Genomic DNA, 24998 nt, shown 5'->3' with positions numbered 1-24998 from the left:
CTTGGCCAATTCGGTATGCGCTCCTTTAAGGTGCAGGGAAAGGAATGGCAAGTGTGTTTTTTGTTTTTTCCACTCCGCCCCCGAAAATCCTGCGCCTCTCAGGTTTTAACGTATTTCCGCCAGTCATGTTCTTCGCTGAAGCCCAGGACCTCGCGAATCTTGCGGTTGGAGATCAACCCCTCATGATCCCCGATCTCGCGGCGGAATTGCACGTCAGGGAAATAAGTCTGCGCAAGCTCGCGCGTGGGGACCGTCGCTGTCGCTGTATCATTGACGGCGTTGAAGACCTGATAACCGAGGCCGTCCTTCTCGATGCACAGATGGCAGATCTGGCCAAGATCGCGCGCATCGATGTAACCCCAGGCATTGCGTTTGCGCGTTTCCGGACGGGCGAAGAAGCCGGGAAACTTCTCATATTCATGCGGTTCGATGACATTGCCGATTCGCAGCGCGTAAATGTCGTATCCGCTTCGCTCGGCAAATGCCCGTGCCGTCTTTTCGTTCACCACCTTCGACAGCCCGTAGGAATCCATCGGATCGACATCATAGTCTTCCTCAAGCGGGAAATGGTGGAAATCCTTTTCACCCTCGGCAAAACAGACCCCGTAGGTGGTTTCGCTCGATGCGATGACGATCTTGCGGATACCAAGCTTCACCGCAGCCTCGATGACGTTGTAGGTTCCCATTGTATTGATGCGGAACGTCTCATTGTCGGGCTTTATCAGAATGCGCGGAACCGCGGCGAAGTGGATCACCGCATCATAGGGCAAAACACCCTTCCCGCTTTCGAGCTCTGCAAAGTTCCTGTGCATGGACAGGGCATTAAAGACCTGCCCGCTGTCGGTGATGTCGACAATGAGATTGGTGACGCTCGGCCTGTCGAGCGGAACGAGATCGATGTTGTGGACCTCATAACCCTTGTCGATAAGCCACGGGATCACATGCCTGCCGGCCTTGCCGGAACCACCGGTAAATAGAACGCGCTTCTTCATGATACTCCTCATCATCTCCCCGGCAACGAAGTAGCAGCCCGGACAGGGAGGCGAAAGCCACCCTCCCCTAACGCGCAATACAAAACAAAAAACCCCGCTGTCTCCAGCGGGGTTTCCGTCAAGCCTTTTCAGGCCCGAAGATTACTCGACGATCGAAGCCACGATGCCGGCGCCGACGGTACGGCCGCCTTCGCGGATAGCGAAGCGCAGCTTTTCTTCCATCGCGATCGGAACGATCAGCTCGACTTCAACGGTGACGTTGTCGCCAGGCATAACCATTTCCGTGCCTTCAGGAAGCGACACGATGCCGGTCACGTCAGTCGTACGGAAGTAGAACTGCGGACGGTAGTTCGTGAAGAACGGCGTATGACGGCCGCCTTCTTCCTTCGTCAGGATGTAGGCTTCTGCCATGAACTTCTTGTGCGGCTTGACCGAACCCGGCTTGCACAGGATCTGACCACGCTCAACGCCGTCACGGGTAACACCGCGAACCAGTGCACCGATGTTGTCGCCAGCCTGGCCCTGATCGAGCAGCTTGCGGAACATTTCAACGCCGGTAACAGTCGTCTTCGAGGTCGGACGGATGCCGACGATTTCGACTTCTTCACCAACCTTGACGATACCGCGCTCAACGCGACCCGTCACAACCGTACCACGGCCAGAGATCGAGAACACGTCTTCGATCGGCATCAGGAACGGCTGGTCGATCGGACGCTCAGGCGTCGGGATGTAGGCGTCAACAGCAGCCATCAGCTCGCGGATTGCGTCTTCACCGATCTTCTTGTCAGAATCTTCAAGAGCGGCAAGTGCCGAACCCTTGATGATCGGGATATCGTCGCCCGGGAAGTCGTAGGACGACAGAAGTTCGCGAACTTCCAGTTCAACGAGCTCGAGAAGCTCGGCGTCGTCAACCTGGTCGACCTTGTTGAGGAACACGACGATTGCCGGAACGCCAACCTGGCGGGCAAGCAGGATGTGCTCGCGCGTCTGCGGCATCGGGCCGTCAGCTGCAGAGCAAACCAGGATCGCGCCGTCCATCTGGGCAGCACCGGTGATCATGTTCTTCACGTAGTCGGCGTGGCCGGGGCAGTCGACGTGCGCGTAGTGACGGGCAGGCGTCTCGTATTCAACGTGTGCCGTCGAGATCGTGATACCACGAGCCTTTTCTTCCGGAGCCGCGTCGATCTGGTCATACGCCTTGAACTCGCCGAAGAACTTCGTGATTGCTGCCGTCAGCGACGTCTTGCCATGGTCAACGTGACCGATCGTGCCAATGTTGACGTGCGGCTTATTGCGCTCGAACTTGCTCTTTGCCATGTGAATTGCTTCCTGTGAACGTGAAGTAGTTTCCCCGGCGCACCGGTTTGGTGTCGCCGTTTAAGGCTTTGTAAGCGAATGCGCAAGACTTAATTATGAAAGCGTCTTCGCGCGCGCCTTAAGCGTGCCTTGAGGCCTGTATATGGTGTCTGGTTTGCGACATTTAAACCCTCGCGAGGGTGAGGCAGACGTCGGCCGGGAGCCCCCCTCCGTCAGCCTAGCTAATCACTAAACAAGATATTTCTATCACAACTTCTTTACCTGCACCGGCATGATGGCTTAAGTGCATTCCATCGCCGGGGGGAGACGGGCGATTGGAATCCGGCGCGCGCGCCATCCCATGCCATATCTCGATCCGTCGCTTTTCCCTCGCGACATCTCTATCCGTTTCAGGACTATCCCATGGAAATCTTCACAGCTGCCGGTTTCACGGCATTTTTGCAGGTCATTGCAATCGACCTCGTTCTGGCGGGCGACAACGCCATCGTCATCGGCCTTGCCGCCGCCGGTCTGCCTGCTCATCTTCGCCGCAAGGCGATCCTGGTCGGCATCATCGCCGCCACGGTTCTGCGCATCGGCTTTGCCGCCGTCACCGTCCAGCTTCTTGCCATTGTCGGCCTGCAATTATTCGGCGGACTGCTGCTCGCCTGGGTGTGCTGGAAGATGTGGACGGAACTGCGTGACGCCGCAGGTTCCATCGAAGACGAGGTGACCGACGAAGAGGCCGACCTGACCAAGGGTCACAAGACCTTCTTCCAGGCAGCGACCCAGATCGTCATCGCCGACGTCTCCATGTCGCTGGACAACGTCCTTGCCGTCGCCGGCGCTGCGCAGGAACACGTGACGGTGCTGATCATCGGCCTCGTCGTGTCGATCGCGCTGATGGGCCTCGCCGCCAACTTCGTCGCCAAGCTCCTGCACCGCTATCGCTGGATTTCCTACCTCGGCCTCATGGTCATCATCTATGTGGCGCTCAACATGCTCTACCACGGCACGCTCGAGGTTCTGCCCTATATCCAGGCCTATCTCGGCTGACACCGCCAGTAGAAACGCTTTTGCACAAGGCCCGGAAACGCCAGTTTCCGGGCCTTTTTCGTGACCTGCGACCGTCAAATCCCTCACCCGGTTTCGCCGTTGCAGAACAGGAAGAATCAATCGTCGCAATTGCTGCAACATCAGGAGAAGACAGGGAATCGTGAATTCTCGCTGGTGGTTTCTGACAGTTGAGGTCAGCCACGGGCAAGCCTAGGGAGCTAGTCAATAAGTCATAATAATAAAAAGAAAGGTAAAGCTGCCAATGGCTTATGACTGGAGCGGCGGTCGTACCCGCCGCCTTCGCAGGGTGAGGCTCGGTGTTGTCGCCAGCTCTCTTATCCTGCTGGCGCTTCTTGCGTCGCTCGTTCTTGGCTGAACGCGCCGCGCGCGCACTCCCACGCTGACCGGCGGCATGGCAAGGTTTTCAGGAACCGCCCTGCCGCCGCTCCTTTGAGGGAAAGTCCAGCGCTCAGGATTTCTTCACGTCCACGCAATGAACCGGCTTTTTCATCTCCGGGTCCGCCATCAGATCGTAAAGATCCGCCTCGTCACCCTTCGACCACCAGACATAAATACCGCCCTGATATTTGGCGCCCGAGGCCGAAATGACATTTGCGGCGACCGTCACGCCATCCTTCAGCCCCAGTCGCACGAGGCTGACCTCGCCCGCATTAAAATAGACGGCCTCCACCTTGTCGGCGGCGCATTGATAGACCGCCTCCACCTTTTCGACCGTCGTGTCCTTCGGAAGCGGAATCACCAGGTCTTCAGCCATGGCGCCGGTAGCGAGCGATACGGAAAAAGCTGCAAGAGATATCGCGGCAACGGTTTTATTCATGATGATCCTTTCCTGATGTCACCGGATCATAAGGTCATGCCAGCAAAGCCGAAATGGGGCCGCCGCCTCGCGCCTATCAAATTTTCGGGAAACCCGGCCTCGCAAACATGCGGCAGATCAACGCCGCACCGGACCATGCGGCACTTTCATTCCGTCCGGCAGGCCGGGGCAAAACCTATCGAAACAGCCAATAAACGACGCCAAGGATCACCGTCCACATCAGCAGCGATATGGCCAGCACCGTGAGATAGTTTCGAAATCGTCTGGTCATCCGCCCACATTGCCGGCGAGCCGTCATCAGACAGCCGTAACCGTTGAATTGCTGGATGCGGATCAAGCCGCAGGGTCAATTCGTTCTATCAAGAGATTGAATCTCAAGCCATTCGCAGTTTTTACCCGTCCTAAAACGTGGTTGCCCGTCTAGGGAGTTTCACCCCATCGAGAAACAGGTCCATCCGCGAACAGGTCCTGATCGCGGATGGGACGTCATATCCTCACATGCCGGCGACGGCAGCAAAGGGCCATGGGCGAGGAGGCGCAGGCAAAGACGATGCGGGACAGTCGATCGCAACCGAGACCACACGCGTTATCCGAATCTATCTCGGATAACGCGCCAATAGCGGAGCAGCGGTCATTGACCCGCCGCCTGCCTCAGCTCTTCAGGGCGGTGTTGCACAGGCTCCAGTAACCGCCGCCCTTCTGGATCCATTTCAGATCGCCGAGCGTGCCGTCACTCTTGTTCTTGTGGTAGGAGTCGACGCAGGTTTTCAGGCGGGCCTTGCCGGGCGTCTCGCTTGAATACTTCTTATCGACAGCACTCGGGAAAGCGACGCCCTTCGGGGCCTTTATCGTCGCTTTTGCGGGTTCTTTTTCGGTGGTGGCCGCGACCTGCTTGTCGTCGGCCGCATCCTCAGCGGCCGCCTCGCTGCCGCAGAACTTGGCGCGATAGTCGTTCCACTTGACGTCCTTGGCGGACCCGTCGGCTTTCGCCGCCTGATACTTCACGCTGCACTCCTTCATGGTGAGTGCGGCTGCGGGGGAGACGAACGCCGCCGATGCCAGCAGCGCAAAGGATGAGAGAATGACAACCCTGTTCAACATTGAAGACTCCCGTGTGCATGATTGCCGGCCGACTATCTGACCGGATTTTCCGCTTGTCAACGAGCAGTGCGGTAGAGACGGAAACTCAGATCGACGGGGCACGGCACTTGCTCACCGGACACACCATCTTCGTGGTGAAGCCGGCACCGCGCCGTCATCTTGAAGGCCCCGTCGCAGGAACCGGGCATCCCCAGCACCCAATCCCAAGAATCACGTGTTCGTGTGAGGTCAACCCTTCACCGGAACGAATTTCCTAAGTTTTCGTTAGCATACCGAACGAATAACGAGGATTTATCGATGTTGAGGATGCCGAAGACTATCTCCGCGCTCGCTCTTGGCGTCGCAATATCTGCCGCTTTTGTCGTGCCCGCCCATGCTTTGAGCCTCATACAGCCGGCCTATGAGACACAGCAACAGGCACAGACCTCAGACCAGCGAAGCTATCCCGCCTCAGCCTTTGCGGCAGGAAAAGGCGAAGACGCCACGCCCAACGGTTACGCCCTGTCGCAGGCCGAGATCAACCATGTAAAATGGTGTGCGACGCGTTACACATCCTACCATCCCACCGACAACAGCTATATGGCGGCTGGCGGCACACGGATGCAATGTCTCTCGCCCTATTGATTCGGCTGCGGCCCGGGCCGCGCCGTTTCCGACAAGATAAAATTTACCTTAAATTCTACCGGTTTGAACCTTTCTCCCATCTGGCCATTTGAACCGTGTGCCAACGGAGAAAACGCGATGTTGTGGAATCTGGAAAAGCTTGAGCAGGAACGAATTGACCTGATCGAGGTCATTACAGCCCTGCGTCGCGTGGAGCGTCTGTCGAAAACGGATCGCACCTCGATCTTTGAGGAAATCACGGCGCATATGGGAAGGCTGAGCGAACTGGATGCGGAGAAACTGCGAATCCAGTCAGCGCTCGATGCAGTCTGAACGCTCGCCCCGCCAACCGGCTTATCGCCTCGGCGTCCCCCAATGCGGCGTCTGCTGATCACTCGTCTTCCGGAATAAACCCGCCGATCTGGCGTTTCCAGAGCCGCGCAAACAGCCCGCCCTGCTCGACCAGTTCCTCCGGCCTGCCCTCTTCGATAATCCGGCCATGATCCAGCACGATGATCCGGTCCATTCGTGCAATGGTCGACAGGCGGTGCGCAATGGCAATCACCGTTTTGCCCTCCATCACCAGATTGAGCTTGTCCTGAATGGCGGCTTCGGACTCGCTATCAAGGGCGGAGGTGGCTTCGTCGAGGATCAGGATAGGCGCGTCTTTCAACAGCACGCGCGCAATGGCGACCCGCTGCCGCTGCCCGCCGGAAAGCTTGATGCCACGGTCTCCGACAAAAGCGAGATATCCTTTTCGCCCCTCACTATCGGCGAGATCGGCGATGAAGGCATCGGCCTTCGCCACTTTCGCCACCTGCTCCACCTCCTCCCGCGTCGCCTCTGGTCGCCCGTAGCGGATATTGTCGCCAACCGACCGGTGCAGCAACGCCACATCCTGGGCAATCACCCCGATATTGCGGCGCAGGCTCATCTGCGTGACCTCGCGAATATCCTGACCGTCGATGCAGATGGCGCCATCCTGAATGTCGTAAAACCGCAGGAGCAGATTGACCAGCGTCGTTTTTCCCGCGCCAGACAGGCCCACCAGCCCGACCCTCTCTCCCGCGCGGACCTTGAGCGACAGATCATCGATCACCGGTCTGCCGGACTTGTAAGCAAAGCGGATATGGTTGAAATCGATATCTCCACGCGCGACATTCAGCTCCGCCGCACCGGCCCTGTCGGTAATGGTCGGCGGCGTCGTCATCACAGGCATGGCATCCTTGATGGTGCCGATCGCCTGGAATATCTGCTGGCCCATCTGCAGGAAGGTGAATGTGTGCCCTGACAGCCGCTGCAATATATAGACCGCGCCGACGAATTCTCCGACCGTGATGACCCCCTTCACCAGACCGGAAAACCCCACCGACAGGATCGCCAGCCACAACGCCATGTTGAGCGCAACCACGACCAGCTCAGACGCGCGGTAGACACGCTGCTCCCTGTGCTGCGTCTGCACCGCCTTGTTCAGAATGCGGCGGATTGCGCCCGCCTCGCTGTCTTCGGCAGCGAATTGCTTGATCATCTGCATGTTGCTGTAGAGATCGGTAATCGCGCCCGAGACAAGGCTCTTTTGTTTCGCCGACCGGCGTGACCGTTCCGTGAAGACGGGAGCCAGTTTGACGGCGAGAACCACATTCAGCACGATCCAGATGAACACCGGCAGCGCCAGCTGCCAGGACAAGGCGGCAAGAAGCGCAAGAGAGCCGATCATCTGCAGCAGAAAACGCGGTCCGATCTGGAATGCGTTGATGATCTGCTGCTGAACGGCTGACGAGACCTGCGAAAGACGCGAGGCGACCTGTCCGGCGTAGAGCTCATGGAAAAATGCCAGATCCTGCCGCTCCACGGCCTTGTGGCCCTGCCACTGGATGGCCACCGGCATGGCGATGCCGAGCGTGTGCGAATTGAGCGTATTGAGAAGAAACGAAGCCACCGGCATGGCGGGAAAGATCAACAACCCAAGGACGGTAAGCAGCGGCCATTCATCGCGCAGAAAAGCCTCCGCCCCCTGCGCCGTCACGCCATCAACGATAACGGACAATCCCCAGATGATCGACAGGTTGATGGCTTCCACCGCCATGGACGACAGGGCAAGAGCAATGAGGACGCCGCGAAACATCTCAATGAAATGCAACAGCACCGCGACGGGGCCTTTCGACGGCAGCGGCCGGAAGGGAATGTCGAGCGGCCGTATCAGCGTCTCGAAAGGGCGAAAAATCGTATCTGAAATCGACATGGGCCTCTCGGATCGCGGTTTGGCATCGACGGGGAGGAATCAGCTACGCGTCCGGCATGGAACCATGACCGGCCCTTGACCTCAATTGTAAAGAATAGCTGGTGCGCGCCCTGAACATGGCGTGAAATGAAACGTTCGCACGATCATGCCGATCATCGGCAAGTCGAAGCAGCGAAAATGATTGCGGGTGAACATGCCTGCAATGGAGAGCAGACAAGGCAAAACGGCGCAAAATCAACGTTTAACGGTTGTCTTCGATTTTCAAGGGCGAACACAGCGCCTTTTTTTTAGTGTTTCAACCTTAACTGGGCATCAGAAGGTAATGTCCGACACCCCAGACCTCCCCACCCTGATGCCCGAACAGCCCGGCGGTTGCGAGGAAGAAAAGTCGCCAGCGGCGTTCCCACAGTCGCGCGTCGTTTCCGTAAACGCGCTTCAGGATCGGCCGGACACGGTCAATCTCCCGGTCAAAATTCGCCAGCCAATCAAGAGCTGTCCGTCGATAATGTAGACCGGACCATCGCCAGTCCTGTTCTACAGTGAAAATCTTCCCAAAACGATGGGGAAGATCGAAGGCAGGCATGATACCGCCGGTGAAGAAGTGCCGGGCGATCCAGTCTGCCGGATTATTGTGGTCAAAACGGTAGGATCGGTCACGGTGGTTGAAGACGTGCAGGAAGAACCTGCCTTCCGGCTGCAGCCAGGAACGAACCCGCTCGAATAACATCTGCCAGTTCGACATGTGCTCGAACATCTCCACCGACACGACTCGATCGAAACGATTGCCTGTCGTGAAATCATTCATGTCGGCGGTTACCACCGAAAGGTTGGAGAAGCCGCGCTCCCGGACGCAGCCGATTATGTAGTCACGCTGCGATGCTGAGTTCGAAACGGATGTGATCCGCGCATTGGGAAATCGGCCCGCCATATACAGGGAAAGCGAACCCCAACCGCAGCCGAGTTCCAGAATATCCATGCCATCACGCAGCCCGGCATGGGCCACTGTCTCGGAAAGCGCCACGGTCTCGGCTTCATCCAGCGTCGTCGTGGCGTCGGGATAATAACAGCAGGAATATTTGCGCTGCGCTCCGAGAACCAGCGAGAAAAACTCCGCTGGGACTTCGTAATGTTGTCTGTTCGCCTCGTCGGTGTGGCTGGCGATGGGAAACGTCGCCATATCCTTCGCAAAGGCCAATTCGGCATCATCGGGAATATTTGAAAGCCGCCGTTTCGTTCGCACGCAGAGCATATCTATACCGGCCAGTGTGACCGCGTCAGTGAGCGGTGCGCGTTCTGCGGCATTGATGGCGAAGGCGAGCATATTCATGGCGTTTCCTCGTTCTTGCGCGGCCCCGGAAAGAAGGCGTTGACGCGGCGTTGCAGGACGCGGAACCTCTCTCCGCGCGATTTCAACATGTGCTCTTCAAGCGGCGGAATGCCGGAGACGTGGACGAGCAGCCAGTACATCATGATGGGTGCAGCAAGCGACGCCCAGGACAAGACCTGCTCCTGAACGGCGAGCAGCGGGAAACTGCACCAGAAAAGCCATTCGAAGAAATAATTGGGATGGCGGGAATAACGCCAAAGGCCGGTTTCACAGACGCCGGTTTTTGCTTCCGGCGTTTTCCTGAATTTTGAAAGCTGGGCATCCGAGAGCGCTTCACCAGCCAGTGCGGCAAAAGCGACCGCCGTGGCGAAAACATCGATGAGACGCGGAAAACCCTGGCCGTTGCCGGCAGCGAGATAAACCGCAAGAACGAGCACGAAAGCGGCAATGGCCTGTATCTGGAGGAAGATGAAAAGTCTGAGAGGGGCTGCGCTGCCCCATTGCTTGATGAGCTTTGCATAACGGGGATCTTCTCCGCCGCCCTGCGTGCGCATGCCTATATGCCCGGCAAGTCGCAACGACCAGACGACGACAAGAGAAAATACGACCGCGCGCCGCCAGCCGTCTCCTTCCGCGAATAAAACTGCCGAAACTCCGCCAAACCCGACACTCGCCGACCAGACGGTGTCGATCCAGCCGCTCGAACCGGTTGCTCTCTGCAGCGCCCACGCGCCTGCCATCAGAAGCGACATGAGAATGGCAAGCGTCAGGATCACAGACAACATCACTATTTCGCTCGCGGTTTGAACAGATGGAGACCGGGTTTCGTGATGGCAAATACGACCGAACCGGCAAAAGAGTTTCAGGTTTCGGAAAAGATTCCAAAAAAACACCAGCCGCTGAAACTTATCCGCCCCCTCCCTCGTATCTGCGCTGTCCCAAGGCAAATTTCTGTAATGCGATGGCGAGGATAGATGACCGACACGGAAACGAGACAAAAAGATAGCCGGCACCGCATCGCAATTGTGGGAACAGGAATTTCCGGCCTGTCGGCAGCGTGGCTTTTGTCGAAACGGCACGATGTCACGGTCTTTGAGGCGGCTGATCGCGTCGGCGGCCACAGCAACACGGTGACATTCGATACGGATAAAGGACCGGCTCATGTCGATACCGGGTTCATTGTCTATAACGAGTGGACCTATCCCAATCTCACCGCGCTTTTTCGAACGCTTGACGTACCGACCGCAGCGTCGAACATGTCTTTTGCCGTTTCCCTCGACAATGGCGACTTTGAATATTCCGGTGGAACCGGTCTTGGCCTGCTGGCACAGAAGAGAAATGTGCTCAGACCACGTTTCTGGGCGATGGTTGCGGACCTCCTTCGGTTTTACCGCAATGCCCCTCGCGACCTGCATTTGATGGGCAATATATCGCTCGACGAATATCTCACGCACAACCGGTACGGATCGGCGTTCCGCGACGATCATCTTTACCCCATGGCGGCAGCCATATGGTCCACGCCGGCCATGGAGGTCGGCCGTTACCCGGCTGCGCATTTTATCAAATTCTGCCGCAATCACGGCCTGCTGTTGCTGCGCGATCGACCGGTCTGGCGCACCGTTGTCGGTGGCTCGCGCGAATATGTAAAACGCATCACGGCGCCATTTGCGGATCGAATTCGCCTCTCGACACCGGTGACACGCATTCGCCGCCTTCCGCGCGGCGTCGAACTCACCACCGCGGACGGGAAAACTGCCCGCTTCGATGACGTGGTGATGGCAACCCATGCAGATCAGGCGCTGGATATGCTCACGGACGCCTCGCCCGCTGAACAGCGCATCCTCGGCGCCTTTGGCTATACGAAAAACCGCGCCGTGCTTCACACCGACAGCAGTTTCATGCCCCGTCGCCGCGCTGCCTGGTCAAGCTGGAACTATGTTGCCGATACGCGCATTAAGGCGGGCCAACCAAGCATCACATACTGGATGAACAGGCTTCAGCCGCTGGGAGAAACCCCGGACACTTTCGTAACGCTGAACCCGGTCCGGGAACCGGATCAAGGAAAGATCATCGCCGAGGAAACCTATCACCATCCCGTTTTCGACGCCGGCACAGAGCAGATGCGTCAGGAGCTTTGGGCTTTGCAGGGCCTGCGAAACACCTGGTTCTGCGGCGCTTATTTCGGATCGGGTTTTCACGAGGACGGACTTCAGGCCGGGCTTGCGGTTGCCGAAGATCTAGGCGGGGTGACACGGCCATGGAAGGTTGCCGACGATAGCGGCCGGATCATTCGCCTGGATTTGAAAACCATTGCGACGGACACGAAACTCATGGAGGCGACAGCATGACGCCTCCCTTCACGTCAGCGCTTTTTCCGGGCAATGTGACCCATGCGCGCTTCAAGCCGAAAATCCACAAACTGGCCTACCGGATTTATTCGCTGCTTCTCGATCTCGATGAACTTGAGACGCTCGACCGGAAATTGCGGTTTTTTTCCGTGGACCGGTTCAACCTCTTCTCTTTTCATCGCAGGGACCGTGGCGACGGCAGCGCGATTGGCCTGCGCCGGCAGATAGAGACAGCGATGACGGCGGCGGGTATCGCCGTGGATGGAGGGCCTATTCGCCTTCTCACCATGCCGCGCCTGCTCGGCTGGGCTTTCAACCCTCTGAGCGTGTTCTTCTGCTATGGGCGCGACACGTCGCTGAAAGCCATCCTCTGGGAGGTGGATAACACCTTCGGGCAACGGCATTCCTATCTGATCCCGGTGGAGGCCGGCAAAGAGACCGAGATCGTCCAGCGATGCGACAAGGCTTTCTATGTCTCGCCCTTCATGGACATGGACCTACGTTATGTTTTCCGCGTCATTCCGCCAGGTGACAGGTTGAAGATCGTCATCGAAACTTTCGACGATGACGGCGTGGTCCTGACGGCCCGTCATCTTGCCCGGCGCGTCGAGCTGACCGATCGCGCTCTGCTCAAAGCCTTCGTCACCATCCCGTTCCTGACGCTCAAGGTCGTTCTCGGCATTCACTGGGAAGCCCTTAAAATCTGGCTGAAAGGCGTGCGGCTCAAAAAACGTCCGCCGCCGCCCGCCGAACCCGTCTCATTCGTTCATCCATCATCGTCGCAAATCGAGGCCAGAATTCATGACCCCGTTTGAAAATCTCTCTGAATTATCGACGCAGGGCACTCGCCTCAACGGTCGTGCCGGCATGGGCACATGGCTCATCAGCCGGCTGCTGAACAATATCGAGCGCGGCCGACTGCGCGTAACCCTTCCTGGCGGTGGAAACATCGAAAAATCGGGCGATTCGGAAGGTAGCGAAGCCATTCTCGTGCTGCATAACTGGCGGGCCATCCGCAGGCTGCTCGTCAACGGCGATATCGGCTTTGCGGAAGGTTTCATCGAAAATGACTGGTCTACGCCTGACCTGACAGCGCTCATCCGTTTCGCTGCTCAAAATCGCGAGGCATTTGCAAGGTCGATGCGCGGCAGCCTGCCCATGCGTCTCATCAACCGGCTTGCACACGGGCTGAATGCCAACACCAGACGCGGCAGCCGCCGCAATATCGAGGCGCATTACGATCTTGGCAACGAGTTCTACCGGCAGTGGCTCGATCCCACGATGCTCTATTCCTCGGCGATTTTCGACGAAACCACCACCAGCCTTGAGGCCGCGCAACGCAAGAAACTCGAGCGCATTGCGGAGAAGCTACAGCTGACCGGAAATAACAACGTACTCGAAATCGGCTGCGGCTGGGGTGCACTCGCCATCCATCTCGCCACGCAGCACAATACAAACGTGACCGGCATCACCCTTTCCCCCTCCCAGTTGCGCTGGGCAGAAAATGCGGCGGAGAAAGAAAACAACGCGGGCCGGATCGATCTCAGGCTGCAGGATTACCGCGACGTGCAGGGTCAATTCGACAATATCGTCTCGGTGGAAATGTTTGAAGCTGTCGGCGAAGCCTATTGGCCAAGCTATTTCGAAACGCTGAAACGCTGCCTGAAACCCGGCGGCCGTGCGGTGCTGCAAATTATCTCCATTGAAGAAAGCCGCTTTGACACCTATCGGCGCAAGGCCGATTTCATTCAGAAATACATCTTCCCGGGCGGTTTTCTGCCCTCCGATTCAGCGCTTGAAAAAGCCATGGGACAAACCGGCCTGAAACTCACGGAGACGGAGCTTTTCGGCCAGTCCTATGCGCTCACACTGTCGGAATGGCGCCAGCGTTTTCACGCCCGATGGCAAACGATTTCCCTGCTTGGCTTCGATGAGCGCTTCCGGCGGCTGTGGGACTATTACCTCTGCTACTGCGAAGCGGGTTTTGCCGAGGGAACCATAAATGTCGGCCTATACACGATAGAACACGGATGAGGCGGGGCGAACAAGCGGAGAAAGACAATGAAAATCAGCAGATTGGCAATTGTACCCGCCCTCTTCCCGACGCTGGCGGGCCTCGGTGCGGCAGCAGGCGAGATTGACGGAAACTGGGCGCGCGGCGACGGCAAGGCGAAAGTGCTGATCGCGCCCTGCGGCGAGAAAATATGCGCCACGAATACATGGATCAAACCTGGCACCGCAAAAGAAAAGACCGGTGATCGCCTGATCATGGACATCAAGCAGAGCGAGGCGGGCAGCTATTCCGGCACCGCCTTCGACCCGCAACGGGAAAAATCCTACAAGATAACGGTGACGGTCGCGGGCAATAACATGACCACGAAAGGCTGCATCGTCGCCGGCCTGCTGTGCAAGGGCATAAGCTGGACCAGGATCGACTAGCGCATACTCAAATCGCTTCTCTTTATTCTCGTCATCCCGAAAAAAACGTCGCCTGATCAAAGGCAAAGGAAACACCGATGAAGACATACCTTGCCGCTTATTCCTTCACCCTCATCGCATTTCTGGTGATCGATTTCATCTGGCTGAGCACCATGGCGTCGCGTCTTTACCGGCCAGCCATCGGCGATCTTCTGGCGGAAAATTTCCGCCTTGCTCCGGCAATCGTCTTTTATCTCATCTACGCCGCCGGCCTCACTTTTCTCGCCGTTCGTCCGGCTCTGATTTCGGGCGAATGGACCACGGCTCTGCTTTATGGCGCAGCGGTGGGCTTCATGGCCTATGCCACCTATGATCTGACCAATCAGGCCACACTGAAGAACTGGTCCACCACCCTGACTGTTGCCGATCTACTGTGGGGAACCTTCGTCTCGGCGGCAGCGGCCATCATCGGTTATCTCGTCACGGTCCGCCTCATCGGCCCGCTTGAAAACTCGGCGGGTCTGTCATGACACTTGTCATAACCTGCGGCTTGCGCCCGACGCTCAAAGGGAGTCCATGTAGCGAACGCCCCAAGCATCTCTTGTCTTCTTCCGAAAGACGACCCTATAAAGGAAGGACAGCAAGGAAGGTTCGAATGCAGGGCAAAGAGATCGCAACGCTTATCAACCGCGTCGGCATGGGTGATCGTTCAGCATTCGTCTCGCTTTACCAGGCAACAAGCCCGAAGCTTTTTGCGATCTGCCTAAAAATCCTGCGGGACAAAATGGAAGCCGAAGAGGCGCTGCAGGAAATCTATATCAAGGTCTGGCAGCGCGCCCGAACATTTGCCGTAAGCGCCGGCAAACCGGCGACATGGCTTGCCACCATCGCCCGCAACCACGCGATAGACACCATCCGTGCGCGTAAACCCGCAAGCGATGACATTGACGAGGCCTATGATCTCGTTGATGAGAGCATCCGCGATCCCGAGCAGCAGGTCGTTCTGGTGGATGAAGGCCGCAGGATCGATGACTGCATGCGGGAACTTGAGACTGTGCACGCACAGGCGGTACGTCGTGCCTATGTCGAAGGTTTGAGTTATCTTGAACTCGCCGACGAATTGCGCGTGCCTCTGAACACGGTCAGAACCTGGCTCCGGCGCAGTCTTCTCAAACTCAGAGAGTGCATGCAGCGATGACAACGGGCGACCAGAGTGGCGGAATGCACACGCGCGACGAAATCCTCGCCGGCGAATATGTGCTGGGCGTTCTGCCGCTCGAAAAGCGCCGCGAGGTGGAAAGGCGCATCCAGGACGAGGAAGCCTTCGCGCAACTCGTGCAGCGCTGGGAAACGGAGTTTTCCGACTTCAACGCCGAGTATCAGGAACAGACACCGAGCCCGACTGTCCTTGCCCGCATCGAAGAGCGCCTGTTTGGCAGCAGGGCTGTCAATACCAATGGCAGTCTCTGGAACTCCGCGCCTTTCTGGCGCTGGATATCAGTCGCCACCAGCGCAACCGCCGTCGCTGCCGTCGTCTATGCTGCGTTCCCCGACCAACGGCCGGATACCACCCCGCTTGTGGCCGAGCTTGCGACAACCGACAGTCAGGTCAATCTCCTCGCGTCCTACGATGCGGAATCGGGCCGGATGCGTATCGTACCGGTCGCAACCGGCAAGACGGACGAAAAATCATTGGAATTGTGGCTCGTCATGGATGGCGGCAAGACCCGCTCGCTTGGCGTTTTCCAGCCGGGCACGAACGGCGACCTCATCATTCCCGCCGACATGCGCGGCACCATAACGGATGGCACGACCTTCGCAATCAGCGTGGAACCCTTCGGAGGCTCTCCGACCGGTCAGGCAACCGGCCCAGTCATCGCTGTCGGCACCGCGCGGCATCTGTGAGGTTTCAAACCGGTTTTAGCATCGCCTGAGCGAAGCTTCTGCGCGGCTCTCATTACTGGCGCTGGTGAGAGCGGAAAATCAATCCTTACCGCTTCTCATGCCATGTCATAGTAAAACGCGTTCCCTGCCTCAGCTCGGGATGTGTATGGGTCTGCTCGACACGTGCACCGATATTCTGCGCCATCGCCATGATCAGCTTGGTACCGAGGCCTGTGCCACGCGGAGTCGAATCCGACGACACGCCGACGCCGTCATCTTCCACCAGCAGAACAAACTGCCCACTATCCTCGGAGAGTTTGACGCGAACCGTACCGGTCTGGTCAGGATAGGCATATTTCAGCGCATTGGTCAGAAGCTCGGTAATGATGACACCAAGCGCCACGGCATGATCAGCCTTGAGATCGATTTCGCAAAGCGAAGTCTCGACCGTGACGGAAGAAGAGCCGGGCACCGCCTGGAACAGGTCGCCGATGATAGAGGTCAGATAGGAACTCAGGGAGACCAATCCGACATTGGCGGTATTATAGAGGCTACGGTGCACGCCGGCGATGGCCGAAATCCTGCTTTGCGTTTCCAATAACGCGGTTTCCGCTTCCTGCGATTTCAGGGTGTTTATTTGCAGACGGATCATCGCCGACACCAGCGACAGGCTGTTCGCGACACGATGGTTCATCTCCTTCACCATCATTTCCGCGTGCTCTTTGGCCTTTACCAGCAAACGATCGGCCTCTTCCTTCGTTTGGCGCAGGCGATGGTTTTCCAATGCCTGCTCGATGGCTGTAAGCAGAAGCGGAAAGAAGTCGTCCCCGACATTCTTGATGACGTAGTCGGCAGCACCCGCCTTGAGCGCATCTATGGCGATTTGGGCCTCGTTGGACCCCGTCACATAGAGAACTGGCGCCCTTGCCGGTATCGTCTGGATCGCGGCAAGAAATTCCATGCCCGTCGCGGTCTGGAAATAGTGATCGAGAACGACAACATCGAACTGCCCGTTTCGAAAAAGCTCGAGGCCGGAAGCTACGGAGGTGGCATGAACCACCTCCATACCGTGACGACCGAGAACGCGGCTGGAAAGCCGCGCCAGAGCCGGGTCGTCATCGACATACAAAACGCGCAAAGCCATCATGCCTTCAAGGTATCTGAATTACGGAAAAGAACAGGCCGAGATTTTTGATGGCATTGGCAAAGCCCTCATAATCGACCGGCTTGGTTATATAAACATTCGCGCCAAGATCATAGCATTTCTGAATTTCAGTCTCGTCGTCGGTCGTTGTCAAAACCACCACGGGCAAACGGCGTGTATATTCATTGCTCTTGATCTGCTCGAGAATATTGATGCCCGACATGTCGGGGAGATTGAGATCGAGCAAGACGAGAAGATAACGGTCCTTGCTGACAAGCCCATCCCGACTTTCGCCTAATATAAAGTCCAGTGCCTTGGCGCCGAGCGTAAAAGGCACGATCTCGTTGTTCACGCCGGCGCGCCGCACGTTTTTCTCGATCAGCCGAGCATGGCCTTCGTCGTCTTCGATCATCACGATCGTTACTTCCTGACCGGTCGCTTTCATTTGTCGCTTTCCTTCGTCACGCGTCTGAGGTCACTCGGCATCAGCAGGATAAACGTGCTGCCTTCGCCAAGTTTAGACTCGACTTTAATGTCACCCCCTAAATTTCTGATTAGCGAACGAACATGCGCAAGACCAATGCCCTCTCCCGGCTGATCCTGATTGCCCGCCCGCCGAAAGAGCTCAAAAACCCGTTCGAGGTCCTGTTCGCCAATACCGCGCCCGTTGTCGGCGACTTCGATACAAATAGCTCCACGTCCAGCCGGATAGGCCCGGGCCGTCAGTCTCAGCGGGCGGCCAGGCATCTGGTATTTCACCGCGTTATCGAAGAGATTTCCGAGTATCTGATCGAGAGATATCCGGTCGGTCACGATCGTCAGCTTCGGCGTGTCGACTTCGATCTCGCCGCCATTGGCGTTGATCTGGTGGCGTACCGTCTCAGACAGTGACGAGAGCAACGTTTCTATGTCGACTTTCTCCGGCTGCAGCTTTCGCTGGCCGTCGCGGGATATTTTCAGGATAGCGTTGATCAGCTGATCCATTTTGCGGGTGGACGAGCGGATGAAGCCGATAGCCTCTGGAATATCCTCTTCAACCGCCAGCCGCGCCTCACGAATAACGTCCTCCGGGAGAGACTTGCCATCTGCGAGAACATAACTCGTTACCGGCTTCAGCGAAGTATCGAATTCGGATAGGAAGCCCATGATATTGACGAGCGGCGCGCGCAGGTCATGCGTCACGATATATGCGAAGCGCTGAATTTCCTGATTGGCGCGGCGAAGATCCCGCGTTCTTTCCTCGACACGTTCTTCAAGATGACGATTGAGTTCATCGACATCCTCCCGCGACCTGTTCAGGGCACGGATATAGGTGAAGACAAGGAAGATCGAACCACCGACCACAATGAGGATAGCGAGCGCACCGCCGACCGTTACCCAGCGCAGCTTATTGGCAGCCCCGAGTTGATCCGCAACGATGATGCGCAGGCGATCATCTGTGTCCGATTGCAGGTCCGACAGAATACTCCTGATCTCGTTCATGAAGCGTTTGCCGTCATTATTACGGACGACCTCAACCGCCTCCGTTATTCGGCCCGAACGCTGCAAATCGATGGTCTCACGGGTTTCAGCCAGCTTCGCGTCGATTGTCTGCCTCAAACCCGAAAGAGACTGCTTGTATTGCTCGTCTTCCGTCAGAAGATCGAAAAGTCTTGACTGGCGTTGGGGCAAGCCACGCAGGGCTTCTTCATAAGGCACGAGATAATCGCGATTATTGGTCAGCAGATATCCCCGCTGGCCGGTTTCGATGTCCTGCATCGTCGTCAGCACATCCAAAACAGCGGCACGAAAACGTCGGAGTTCCGCTGTTTCCTGGGAATAGCGGTTATTCACCTGCACCAGCCACAGCGACATGGAGACCATGCCAATCAAAATCGCAACACCCACGGCAAGCATCAAAAGGCTTCGTTGGGCAAACGGTGAAAAACCAATCACAGAAATACATTCCCGGTAGGCACGAATTAAAGTTGCAAACTAGAATACGACGACATCAGAGGCGACTGTTTTCTTTTTATTTATGGAAGGAACCAGTTTGGGACTTAGGGGTTTTGCAATGTTGATTGGCAGTGCCCGACTGAGCCGAACTGACGAGAATGCGATAACGATGAGCTATAATTTCCAGGGAAAACAAATCCTCGTATTGGAGGACGACGCGCTTCTGGCGATGGATATGGAGGATTTTCTTTCCGATCTGGGGGTCAACGTCGTCGGGCCCGTTTCGCACATTGGCGCGGCCTTGGAAAAAATAAACGCCACTGATCTGGACGGCGCAGTCATTGACCTCAATCTGAGAGGCGAATTGTCCTTCCCGGTCATCGAGGAGCTCAAGGCGGCAAATATCCCTTTCGTCATATGCAGCGGATATGCGGAAATACCCGGAGTGCGTGCGCAGCTGGACGGGCTTACCGTCGTCTCCAAACCCTGCGATTTCGACAATCTCTCGCATGTTCTGGCAAATGAGTTTTTACTGACCAACTAGGGCGGGGCTAATCTCGGTCCGGTGCCCCAAGCCGCTTCTTTTCATGTGGCGACTTAGTCCAGGGGAAAGATGACCTGATATTGCAGGCCATCGCGGTCGTAGCGAATTTCACTTTCCGCTTGCAATTCGTATTGCGCGCCCCTTGTTACAAGGGTGGTTCCAAAGCCCGTGTCTTCCGGCATTGAGACCGGCGGGCCTCCGCTTTCCCGCCACCGCAGATTGATACGGTCGCGTCCGTCTCCGTCACGAAGCTTTTTCCAGACAACGTCAACCTTTCCGTTCGCACCGGAAAGGGAACCGTATTTCTGCGCGTTAGTCACCAGCTCGTGCAGGATCATTCCCAGCGCCAGAGCGGATTTTGGCGATACATGAACGCCATCCGGACCGTCGAGTTCGACCCTGCTCGTGAAGGTATTATGCGGCTCGATCGCGCGCTTCACGACATCTCTCAAATCCGTCTCACCCCAATTGCTCTGAAAAAGCAGGGCGTGGCTTTCGGCCAGAGCGCTTACGCGGGCCACCAGCCGTTCCTGATAATCCTCGATCGAGGTGCTGCCTTTCGCCGTTCTGCGGATGATCGATATGACCATCGCCATCGTATTCTTGACACGATGGCTTAGCTCGCGGACGAGCAGCTCCTTGTGCAGCTCCGCCCGTTTTCGCTCCTGTTTCTCCCGAGCTTCCGCCAGGGCGCGCTCCACAGCGGATGGCAGTCTCACAAGCCGTTGCTTGAGGACGTAGTCCGTCGCGCCGCGCCGGAATGCATCGATGGCCGCATCCTCACCTAAAACACCGGACACGAAAATGAACGGCGTATCGGGTCTTGTCGCCATAACGACATCGAGCGCCGACATGCCATCGAAGTCCGGCAAAGAGAAATCCGCGAGAATGATATCGAACTGCTGTTTTTCCAACGCCTCGATGAACGATGCCTTGCCAACGGCCCTCGTTACCGCAGGCGGCGTCGAAAGACGTGAAAGCTGTTCTTCGATCAGTTCGGCATCCACCGAACTGTCTTCGAGGAGAAGAAGTCTGCTTGCCTCCATTCGCGACACAGTCTCATCCGCCATTGCGATGTGCACCCGGCGGCGGTTCGTTCAGGAGAGCCCAGAAGACGCCAAGATCCTGTATAGCCTTGAAGAACTGGTTGAATTCCACAGGCTTGACGACAAATGCGTTCACGCCGAGTTCGTAGCTCCTGACGAGATCCTGTTCTTCTCGCGACGACGTCAGCATGACGACTGGAATATGCCGCAAGTGATCGCTGCCCTTGACCGTCTGCAAAACCTCAAGCCCGTCCACTTTCGGGAGTTTGAGATCAAGAAGAACCACGGCCGGATCACCGCCCGGGCGGTTATGATAGCTACCGGTTACATTCAGATAGTCGAGTGCTTCCGTACCGTCGCGTGCCACCACCACCTCATTCGCCAGCTGGCATTTCTCAAGAGCGGTCAGCGTTAGTTCCAGATCGCGTGGATTATCTTCCACCAGCAGAATGGGTCTGAGTTCAGGCAATTTTTTCCTCTTCAACTTTCGTAACCGGCAATGTGAAGAAGAACGTGGCTCCCTCACCGACAGTTCCCTCGGCACCGACCAAACCGTGATGGCGTTCGACAATTCGTCGGACCAGCGCAAGTCCAATGCCCGTTCCCTCGAAATCCTCTACCCGCTGCAATCTCTGGAACACACCAAAAAGCTTGCTGTAATAGGCCATATCGAAGCCAACACCATTATCTTCGACCGAGTAAGTGACGTCGTCCTCGGTTTCGACCGCAGAAATAGTGATGATCGAGACCGGCTCCCGGGACGAATATTTGATGGCATTTTCGATGAGATTGTACCAGACCTGCCGCAGCAGGGTCGCATCCCCGAATATCACCGGCAACTCGCCGATGCGCCACTCGATCTCGCGATCGGCAACAGCGTGCCCGAGAGAGCGACGAACTTCGCTCACCACCTTCTGCATATCCACCGGTTTCAGGGACAGTTGCGTGCGACCAAGCTGTGAGAAATTCAGGAGATCATCCACCAGCCTGCCGGCGCCCAGCGCCGCCTCTGATATCATCTGCAGATAATGCGAGGATTTCTCGTCCAGGGCATTGCTGCGCTCCCGCAACAACTGCGCAAACCCGACGATATGACGGAACGGGGCACGCAGGTCGTGCGAAACGGAATAGGAAAAGGCCTCCAACTCTTTATTGGTCCGCTGCAATTCCCGCGTCAGATCTGCCATCTCCTCGGCCTTGCGCAGGACAATGCCGATGATCGCACTGCGAAGCTCCCTCGCTGCCGCAAGCTCGGGCTCCGACCAGGGAGATGACGTGTTGCGCAATTGCTCCTTCCAGATTTCAAAAGACTTGCGGGGATGAATGCGCCCGCTCTCCTGCACCGTCTTGTGCGGATCACCGCCCCAGCGTACCGTTTTTATGACTTCCGGCCGAAACCAGATAAGCCAGCTGCCGTGCAACTCCGAAACCCGCATCGCAATAATTCCGCTTGCGGTGGCGGCATAGGCCTCAGCGGCGGCGTAATCGCCGGATAGGTTGTCGGTTGCAAAAACATCGGCAACGTCCTGCTCACCGAGCCATAGGACAAGCTCTTCAACCTGCTGCCGTGACGGCGTCCTGCCGACCAGCTCATAGTCGTCGCCGAGAACGAGTGCCGCGCCGTCCGCTCCCACCTGTTTCAGCAGGTCGTTTTTTTCATCGTCACCCGCAAGCAGTCCATCAACCCATTTTTCGGCAGCAGCCATCCCCTTCAGCAGGCGCGCCTGAATGTGGCCAAGCTCCACCCGGCGGGATGCATCCTGGGAACTCTGCTCCATGGCGATCCGCATCGACAGGAGCTGCGCGGCAAAATCGCAGGCTTCACGGACGGCAAGGGATACCGAATGGGGTGTAGCGTGGTGGCAGGCAATCAAGCCCCAGAGAGCGCCATTGACGATGATCGACACCGACATCGAAGCGGCCGTACCCATATTGCGCATATATTCGAGATGAACCGGCGACACACTGCGAAGCTGAGAAAAGCTCATATCGAGCACTGCTCCCGTTTCCGCATTCACCGGCGGCCTGATCGGGACGGGCTTATAATCGACATCGGGAATCATTCGCAGGCGATTGATGGTGTAGAGCTGCCGCGCCTGCGGCGGGATATCGCCCGCCGGAAAGCGAAGTCCGAGATAAGACGGCAAAGTCCCGCTTCCGGCTTCCGCCACGACATGACCGCTCCAGTCCAGTCCGAAGTCATAGATCAGCGTACGATCATAACCGCTGATCAAAGACACCAATTGCGCCGTCCGAAAAAGCGCATCCTCCAGCGACGGCGCGCTGTTCAGATATTGCGCCAGATTCGTAAGTTCGCCCATCAGCTTTTCAGCCGACTCGCCCTCTCTTGCCTTTTCGACCTCGAGAATAACCAAAGTCCCGGATCGATGCGCCGAAACAACGAGTTTCTTTTCAGCCCATGCATATCGGAAATTGCTCTCTTCGCCGGAATACCAGACGGAAAGTTCAGAGATGAACGGCAAGATTGTTTCGGTGACGACGGCACCGATTGGTAGGGCCGCATCAATATAATCGGCAAGATTATCGCTCGCCTGCACAACGGAGAGTTCCCGCGCGGACAGAACCAAAAGGGCTCCATGTTCCTGAATAGCACCGGGAATGTGGATGGGCTCTGCGCCGCAACTATCCAGTTTCGGCGTATTTGAACTCATAACTTTCTCCAGCCGCTCTTTTTGCGAGAACGTTCGACCTGCTCAAAAGATGCGGCCAACCTATTGATTATTGCGGGGATGTAAACGCTCGTTTTCGCAAAATTGCCGAATGATTTCCACCGGATTTCCGGTTACGCAAACGTAGGACGTTCACGCGGCCATAGATTGAAACAATCACGCGATAAGAAATCCGGGCGCTGGCGCAGCAAAATCGGCGCTTGTTGGACGTCAATGATCTTTTTGGAAAAGTCACTGGAGCGGGTAGCGGGAATCGAACCCGCGTATTCAGCTTGGAAGGCTGCTGCTCTACCATTGAGCTATACCCGCGGTGGTGATTTCGATCCGTGCAGAATGGTGGAGGGAGTTGGATTTGAACCAACGTAGGCGTAGCCAACGGATTTACAGTCCGTCCCCTTTAACCACTCGGGCATCCCTCCAGCTTTCTGCTAGGATCGAGCAACCAAGCTCTTCAGATTTCGCTGCGGCGAAGCGCCGTTGCGTCGTCTGTGGCGCGTATATGACGGCCTCGTTCGTTTCTGTCAACACGCCCTTTCACGAATTTTCGGGAAAAAATTCAAACCTGTTTGCAGCCCTGTGGATTATCGCGGGGGCTGGTGCGCGCCTCTTTGCAGAGATATAAGGCGCCATGAGCAAAGACGATCCCAACAACAAATCCACCCGCGACACGCACTATGCCACCCTGCGCCGTGCCGTGCGCGACGCCAAACGCGAGCGGGGCGAAATTCCGACCCCGCAGCAGCCGAAGCGCCGGAACCGCGGTGCTGATGACTGGAAGCCGCCGCAGCTTGCGCCCGATCAGGTGCATCTTTACGGCCTGCATACCGTGCGCGCGGCGCTTGCCAATCCCGAACGGCAACTCATCAAGCTATCCGTCACCCAGAACGCCTTCGCGCGTCTGGATATCGGCGAGGCGGATGCCCAGCCCTTCCCGGTCGAGATGGTTTCGCCGCAGGACATCGACAAGGTTCTCGGCCCCGAGGCGATCCATCAGGGCGTGATGCTGGAAACCAGGCCCCTGCCGGTCAAGCGGCTCGGCGCGCTGAAGGACAGCCCGCTCATCCTCGTGCTCGATCAGGTCACCGATCCGCACAATGTCGGGGCCATCATGCGCTCGGCGGTCGCCTTCAACGCCGGCGCCGTCATCACCACCATGCGCCACAGCCCGACCGAGTCAGGCGTGCTGGCGAAATCGGCTTCCGGTGCACTGGAACTCATTCCCTATATCCAGATCACCAATCTGGCCGATGCGCTGGGCGAGCTGCACAAGCTCGGCTTCTTCTCCGTCGGTCTGGATTCGGAAGGCCCCGCCCCCATCGAACAGACCTTTAGCGGTGAAAAAATCGCACTGGTGCTGGGCGCCGAAGGCAAGGGCCTGCGCCAGAAGACGCGCGAAACCGTCTCGGCGCTTGCCCGTCTCGACATGCCGGGCGAGATCAAATCGCTCAATGTTTCGAATGCGGCGGCCATCGCCCTTTATGCAACGCAGCAATTTCTGGGCAAAGCGTCGTCCTGACGCTTGCCCTTCCTTGCG

At 57.1% G+C, this 24998-nt stretch carries 25 protein-coding genes and 2 tRNA genes; 12 read left to right on the top strand and 15 right to left on the bottom strand.

From position 1 onward, the window contains the following. Positions 1–98: 98 nt before the first annotated feature. Both V6R85_RS10170 and tuf read right to left on the bottom strand, forming a co-directional pair. Positions 99–992 (bottom strand): NAD-dependent epimerase/dehydratase family protein, encoded by an 894-nt coding sequence (locus tag V6R85_RS10170; RefSeq protein WP_003507686.1) that lies wholly within the window; start codon positions 990–992, stop codon positions 99–101. Positions 993–1133: 141 nt separating this feature from the next. Then, positions 1134–2309: an elongation factor Tu gene (gene tuf / locus V6R85_RS10165; protein ID WP_003507684.1), complete on the bottom strand. Its 1176-nt coding sequence runs from the start codon at positions 2307–2309 to the stop codon at positions 1134–1136. A 402-nt stretch (positions 2310–2711) separates the two neighbouring features. On the opposite strand from tuf, the gene V6R85_RS10160 reads away from it, so the two are divergent. Then, positions 2712–3344 (top strand): TerC family protein, encoded by a 633-nt coding sequence (locus tag V6R85_RS10160; RefSeq protein WP_003507682.1) that lies wholly within the window; start codon positions 2712–2714, stop codon positions 3342–3344. Positions 3345–3813: 469 nt separating this feature from the next. On the opposite strand, the gene V6R85_RS10155 is transcribed toward V6R85_RS10160, so the two are convergent. Both V6R85_RS10155 and V6R85_RS10150 read right to left on the bottom strand, forming a co-directional pair. Then, positions 3814–4182, bottom strand: a complete 369-nt coding sequence (locus V6R85_RS10155; RefSeq protein WP_111834765.1) for an MliC family protein — start codon at positions 4180–4182, stop codon at positions 3814–3816. Positions 4183–4833: 651 nt separating this feature from the next. Further along, a complete protein-coding gene (locus V6R85_RS10150) occupies positions 4834–5283 on the bottom strand; it encodes a hypothetical protein (protein ID WP_060726362.1) in 450 nt (149 codons plus the stop codon). Between the two features lie 297 nt (positions 5284–5580). On the opposite strand from V6R85_RS10150, the gene V6R85_RS10145 reads away from it, so the two are divergent. After that, a complete protein-coding gene (locus V6R85_RS10145; protein WP_111834764.1) occupies positions 5581–5907 on the top strand; it encodes a BA14K family protein in 327 nt (108 codons plus the stop codon). 117 nt (positions 5908–6024) lie between these two features. Then, positions 6025–6219 (top strand): hypothetical protein, encoded by a 195-nt coding sequence (locus tag V6R85_RS10140; protein ID WP_003507677.1) that lies wholly within the window; start codon positions 6025–6027, stop codon positions 6217–6219. A 58-nt stretch (positions 6220–6277) separates the two neighbouring features. Here V6R85_RS10140 and V6R85_RS10135 read toward each other — a convergent pair whose 3' ends face one another. The 3 genes from V6R85_RS10135 to V6R85_RS10125 all read right to left on the bottom strand — a co-directional run bounded on the left by V6R85_RS10135 (position 6278) and on the right by V6R85_RS10125 (position 10240). Continuing rightward, positions 6278–8128, bottom strand: a complete 1851-nt coding sequence (locus V6R85_RS10135) for an ABC transporter ATP-binding protein (RefSeq protein WP_003507676.1) — start codon at positions 8126–8128, stop codon at positions 6278–6280. A 301-nt stretch (positions 8129–8429) separates the two neighbouring features. Continuing rightward, a complete protein-coding gene (locus tag V6R85_RS10130; RefSeq protein ID WP_111834763.1) occupies positions 8430–9455 on the bottom strand; it encodes an SAM-dependent methyltransferase in 1026 nt (341 codons plus the stop codon). Next, positions 9452–10240: a DUF1295 domain-containing protein gene (locus tag V6R85_RS10125; RefSeq protein ID WP_111834762.1), complete on the bottom strand. Its 789-nt coding sequence runs from the start codon at positions 10238–10240 to the stop codon at positions 9452–9454. Before V6R85_RS10125 ends, V6R85_RS10130 begins: the two co-directional genes overlap by 4 nt. Before the next feature lie 189 nt (positions 10241–10429). Here V6R85_RS10125 and V6R85_RS10120 point away from each other — a divergent pair, with 189 nt between their 5' ends. The 7 genes from V6R85_RS10120 (at position 10430) to V6R85_RS10090 (ending at position 16126) form a co-directional block, all read left to right on the top strand. Next, positions 10430–11803 carry an NAD(P)/FAD-dependent oxidoreductase gene (locus tag V6R85_RS10120; protein WP_111834761.1) on the top strand — a complete coding sequence of 458 codons (1374 nt, stop codon included), beginning with the start codon at positions 10430–10432 and terminating at the stop codon, positions 11801–11803. Continuing rightward, positions 11800–12618 (top strand): DUF1365 domain-containing protein, encoded by an 819-nt coding sequence (locus V6R85_RS10115; protein ID WP_060723326.1) that lies wholly within the window; start codon positions 11800–11802, stop codon positions 12616–12618. Before V6R85_RS10120 ends, V6R85_RS10115 begins: the two co-directional genes overlap by 4 nt. After that, a complete protein-coding gene (locus V6R85_RS10110; RefSeq protein ID WP_003507666.1) occupies positions 12605–13837 on the top strand; it encodes an SAM-dependent methyltransferase in 1233 nt (410 codons plus the stop codon). The genes V6R85_RS10115 and V6R85_RS10110 overlap by 14 nt, the downstream gene beginning before the upstream one ends. Positions 13838–13864: 27 nt before the next feature. After that, complete coding sequence (locus V6R85_RS10105) at positions 13865–14242, top strand: DUF2147 domain-containing protein (RefSeq protein ID WP_003507664.1); 378 nt, start codon at positions 13865–13867, stop codon at positions 14240–14242. 77 nt (positions 14243–14319) lie between these two features. Continuing rightward, complete coding sequence (locus V6R85_RS10100; protein WP_003507662.1) at positions 14320–14751, top strand: DUF2177 family protein; 432 nt, start codon at positions 14320–14322, stop codon at positions 14749–14751. Positions 14752–14876: 125 nt separating this feature from the next. After that, complete coding sequence (locus V6R85_RS10095) at positions 14877–15419, top strand: sigma-70 family RNA polymerase sigma factor (RefSeq protein ID WP_003507660.1); 543 nt, start codon at positions 14877–14879, stop codon at positions 15417–15419. Continuing rightward, positions 15416–16126, top strand: coding sequence for an anti-sigma factor (locus tag V6R85_RS10090; RefSeq protein WP_003507657.1), 711 nt, complete (start codon positions 15416–15418; stop codon positions 16124–16126). The genes V6R85_RS10095 and V6R85_RS10090 overlap by 4 nt, the downstream gene beginning before the upstream one ends. An 85-nt stretch (positions 16127–16211) precedes the next feature. Here V6R85_RS10090 and V6R85_RS10085 read toward each other — a convergent pair whose 3' ends face one another. The 3 genes from V6R85_RS10085 to V6R85_RS10075 are packed head-to-tail and all read right to left on the bottom strand — an operon-like array spanning position 16212 to position 19145. Continuing rightward, the gene (locus V6R85_RS10085; protein WP_060726367.1) at positions 16212–17252 is read right to left on the bottom strand and encodes a sensor histidine kinase; all 1041 of its coding nucleotides are present in this window, start codon (positions 17250–17252) and stop codon (positions 16212–16214) included. A 4-nt stretch (positions 17253–17256) separates the two neighbouring features. Next, positions 17257–17694 (bottom strand): response regulator, encoded by a 438-nt coding sequence (locus V6R85_RS10080; protein ID WP_003507653.1) that lies wholly within the window; start codon positions 17692–17694, stop codon positions 17257–17259. Then, positions 17691–19145, bottom strand: coding sequence for a sensor histidine kinase (locus V6R85_RS10075; RefSeq protein WP_060726368.1), 1455 nt, complete (start codon positions 19143–19145; stop codon positions 17691–17693). The genes V6R85_RS10080 and V6R85_RS10075 overlap by 4 nt, the downstream gene beginning before the upstream one ends. Before the next feature lie 157 nt (positions 19146–19302). Between V6R85_RS10075 and V6R85_RS10070 the strand changes: the two genes are divergently transcribed. Then, positions 19303–19728, top strand: coding sequence for a response regulator (locus V6R85_RS10070; RefSeq protein ID WP_223564862.1), 426 nt, complete (start codon positions 19303–19305; stop codon positions 19726–19728). A 53-nt stretch (positions 19729–19781) separates the two neighbouring features. Here the strand turns inward: V6R85_RS10070 and V6R85_RS10065 are convergent, their stop codons facing one another. The 5 genes from V6R85_RS10065 to V6R85_RS10045 all read right to left on the bottom strand — a co-directional run bounded on the left by V6R85_RS10065 (position 19782) and on the right by V6R85_RS10045 (position 23883). Further along, positions 19782–20774, bottom strand: a complete 993-nt coding sequence (locus tag V6R85_RS10065; RefSeq protein WP_003507649.1) for a sensor histidine kinase — start codon at positions 20772–20774, stop codon at positions 19782–19784. 13 nt (positions 20775–20787) lie between these two features. After that, a complete protein-coding gene (locus V6R85_RS10060) occupies positions 20788–21243 on the bottom strand; it encodes a response regulator (protein WP_003507648.1) in 456 nt (151 codons plus the stop codon). Then, positions 21236–23446 (bottom strand): sensor histidine kinase, encoded by a 2211-nt coding sequence (locus V6R85_RS10055; RefSeq protein WP_111834760.1) that lies wholly within the window; start codon positions 23444–23446, stop codon positions 21236–21238. Before V6R85_RS10055 ends, V6R85_RS10060 begins: the two co-directional genes overlap by 8 nt. A gap of 253 nt (positions 23447–23699) precedes the next feature. After that, positions 23700–23773 (bottom strand) — tRNA-Gly (locus V6R85_RS10050). Positions 23774–23798: 25 nt separating this feature from the next. After that, positions 23799–23883, bottom strand: a tRNA-Tyr gene (locus tag V6R85_RS10045). A 209-nt stretch (positions 23884–24092) separates the two neighbouring features. Here V6R85_RS10045 and rlmB point away from each other — a divergent pair. Then, a complete protein-coding gene (gene rlmB, locus V6R85_RS10040; RefSeq protein ID WP_111834759.1) occupies positions 24093–24980 on the top strand; it encodes a 23S rRNA (guanosine(2251)-2'-O)-methyltransferase RlmB in 888 nt (295 codons plus the stop codon). The last annotated feature ends 18 nt before the right edge of the window (positions 24981–24998 follow it).

Source organism: Agrobacterium sp. CCNWLW32 (genome assembly GCF_037083425.1).
Lineage (GTDB): Bacteria > Pseudomonadota > Alphaproteobacteria > Rhizobiales > Rhizobiaceae > Agrobacterium > Agrobacterium radiobacter.
This window is presented reverse-complemented; position numbering and strand designations above follow the sequence as displayed.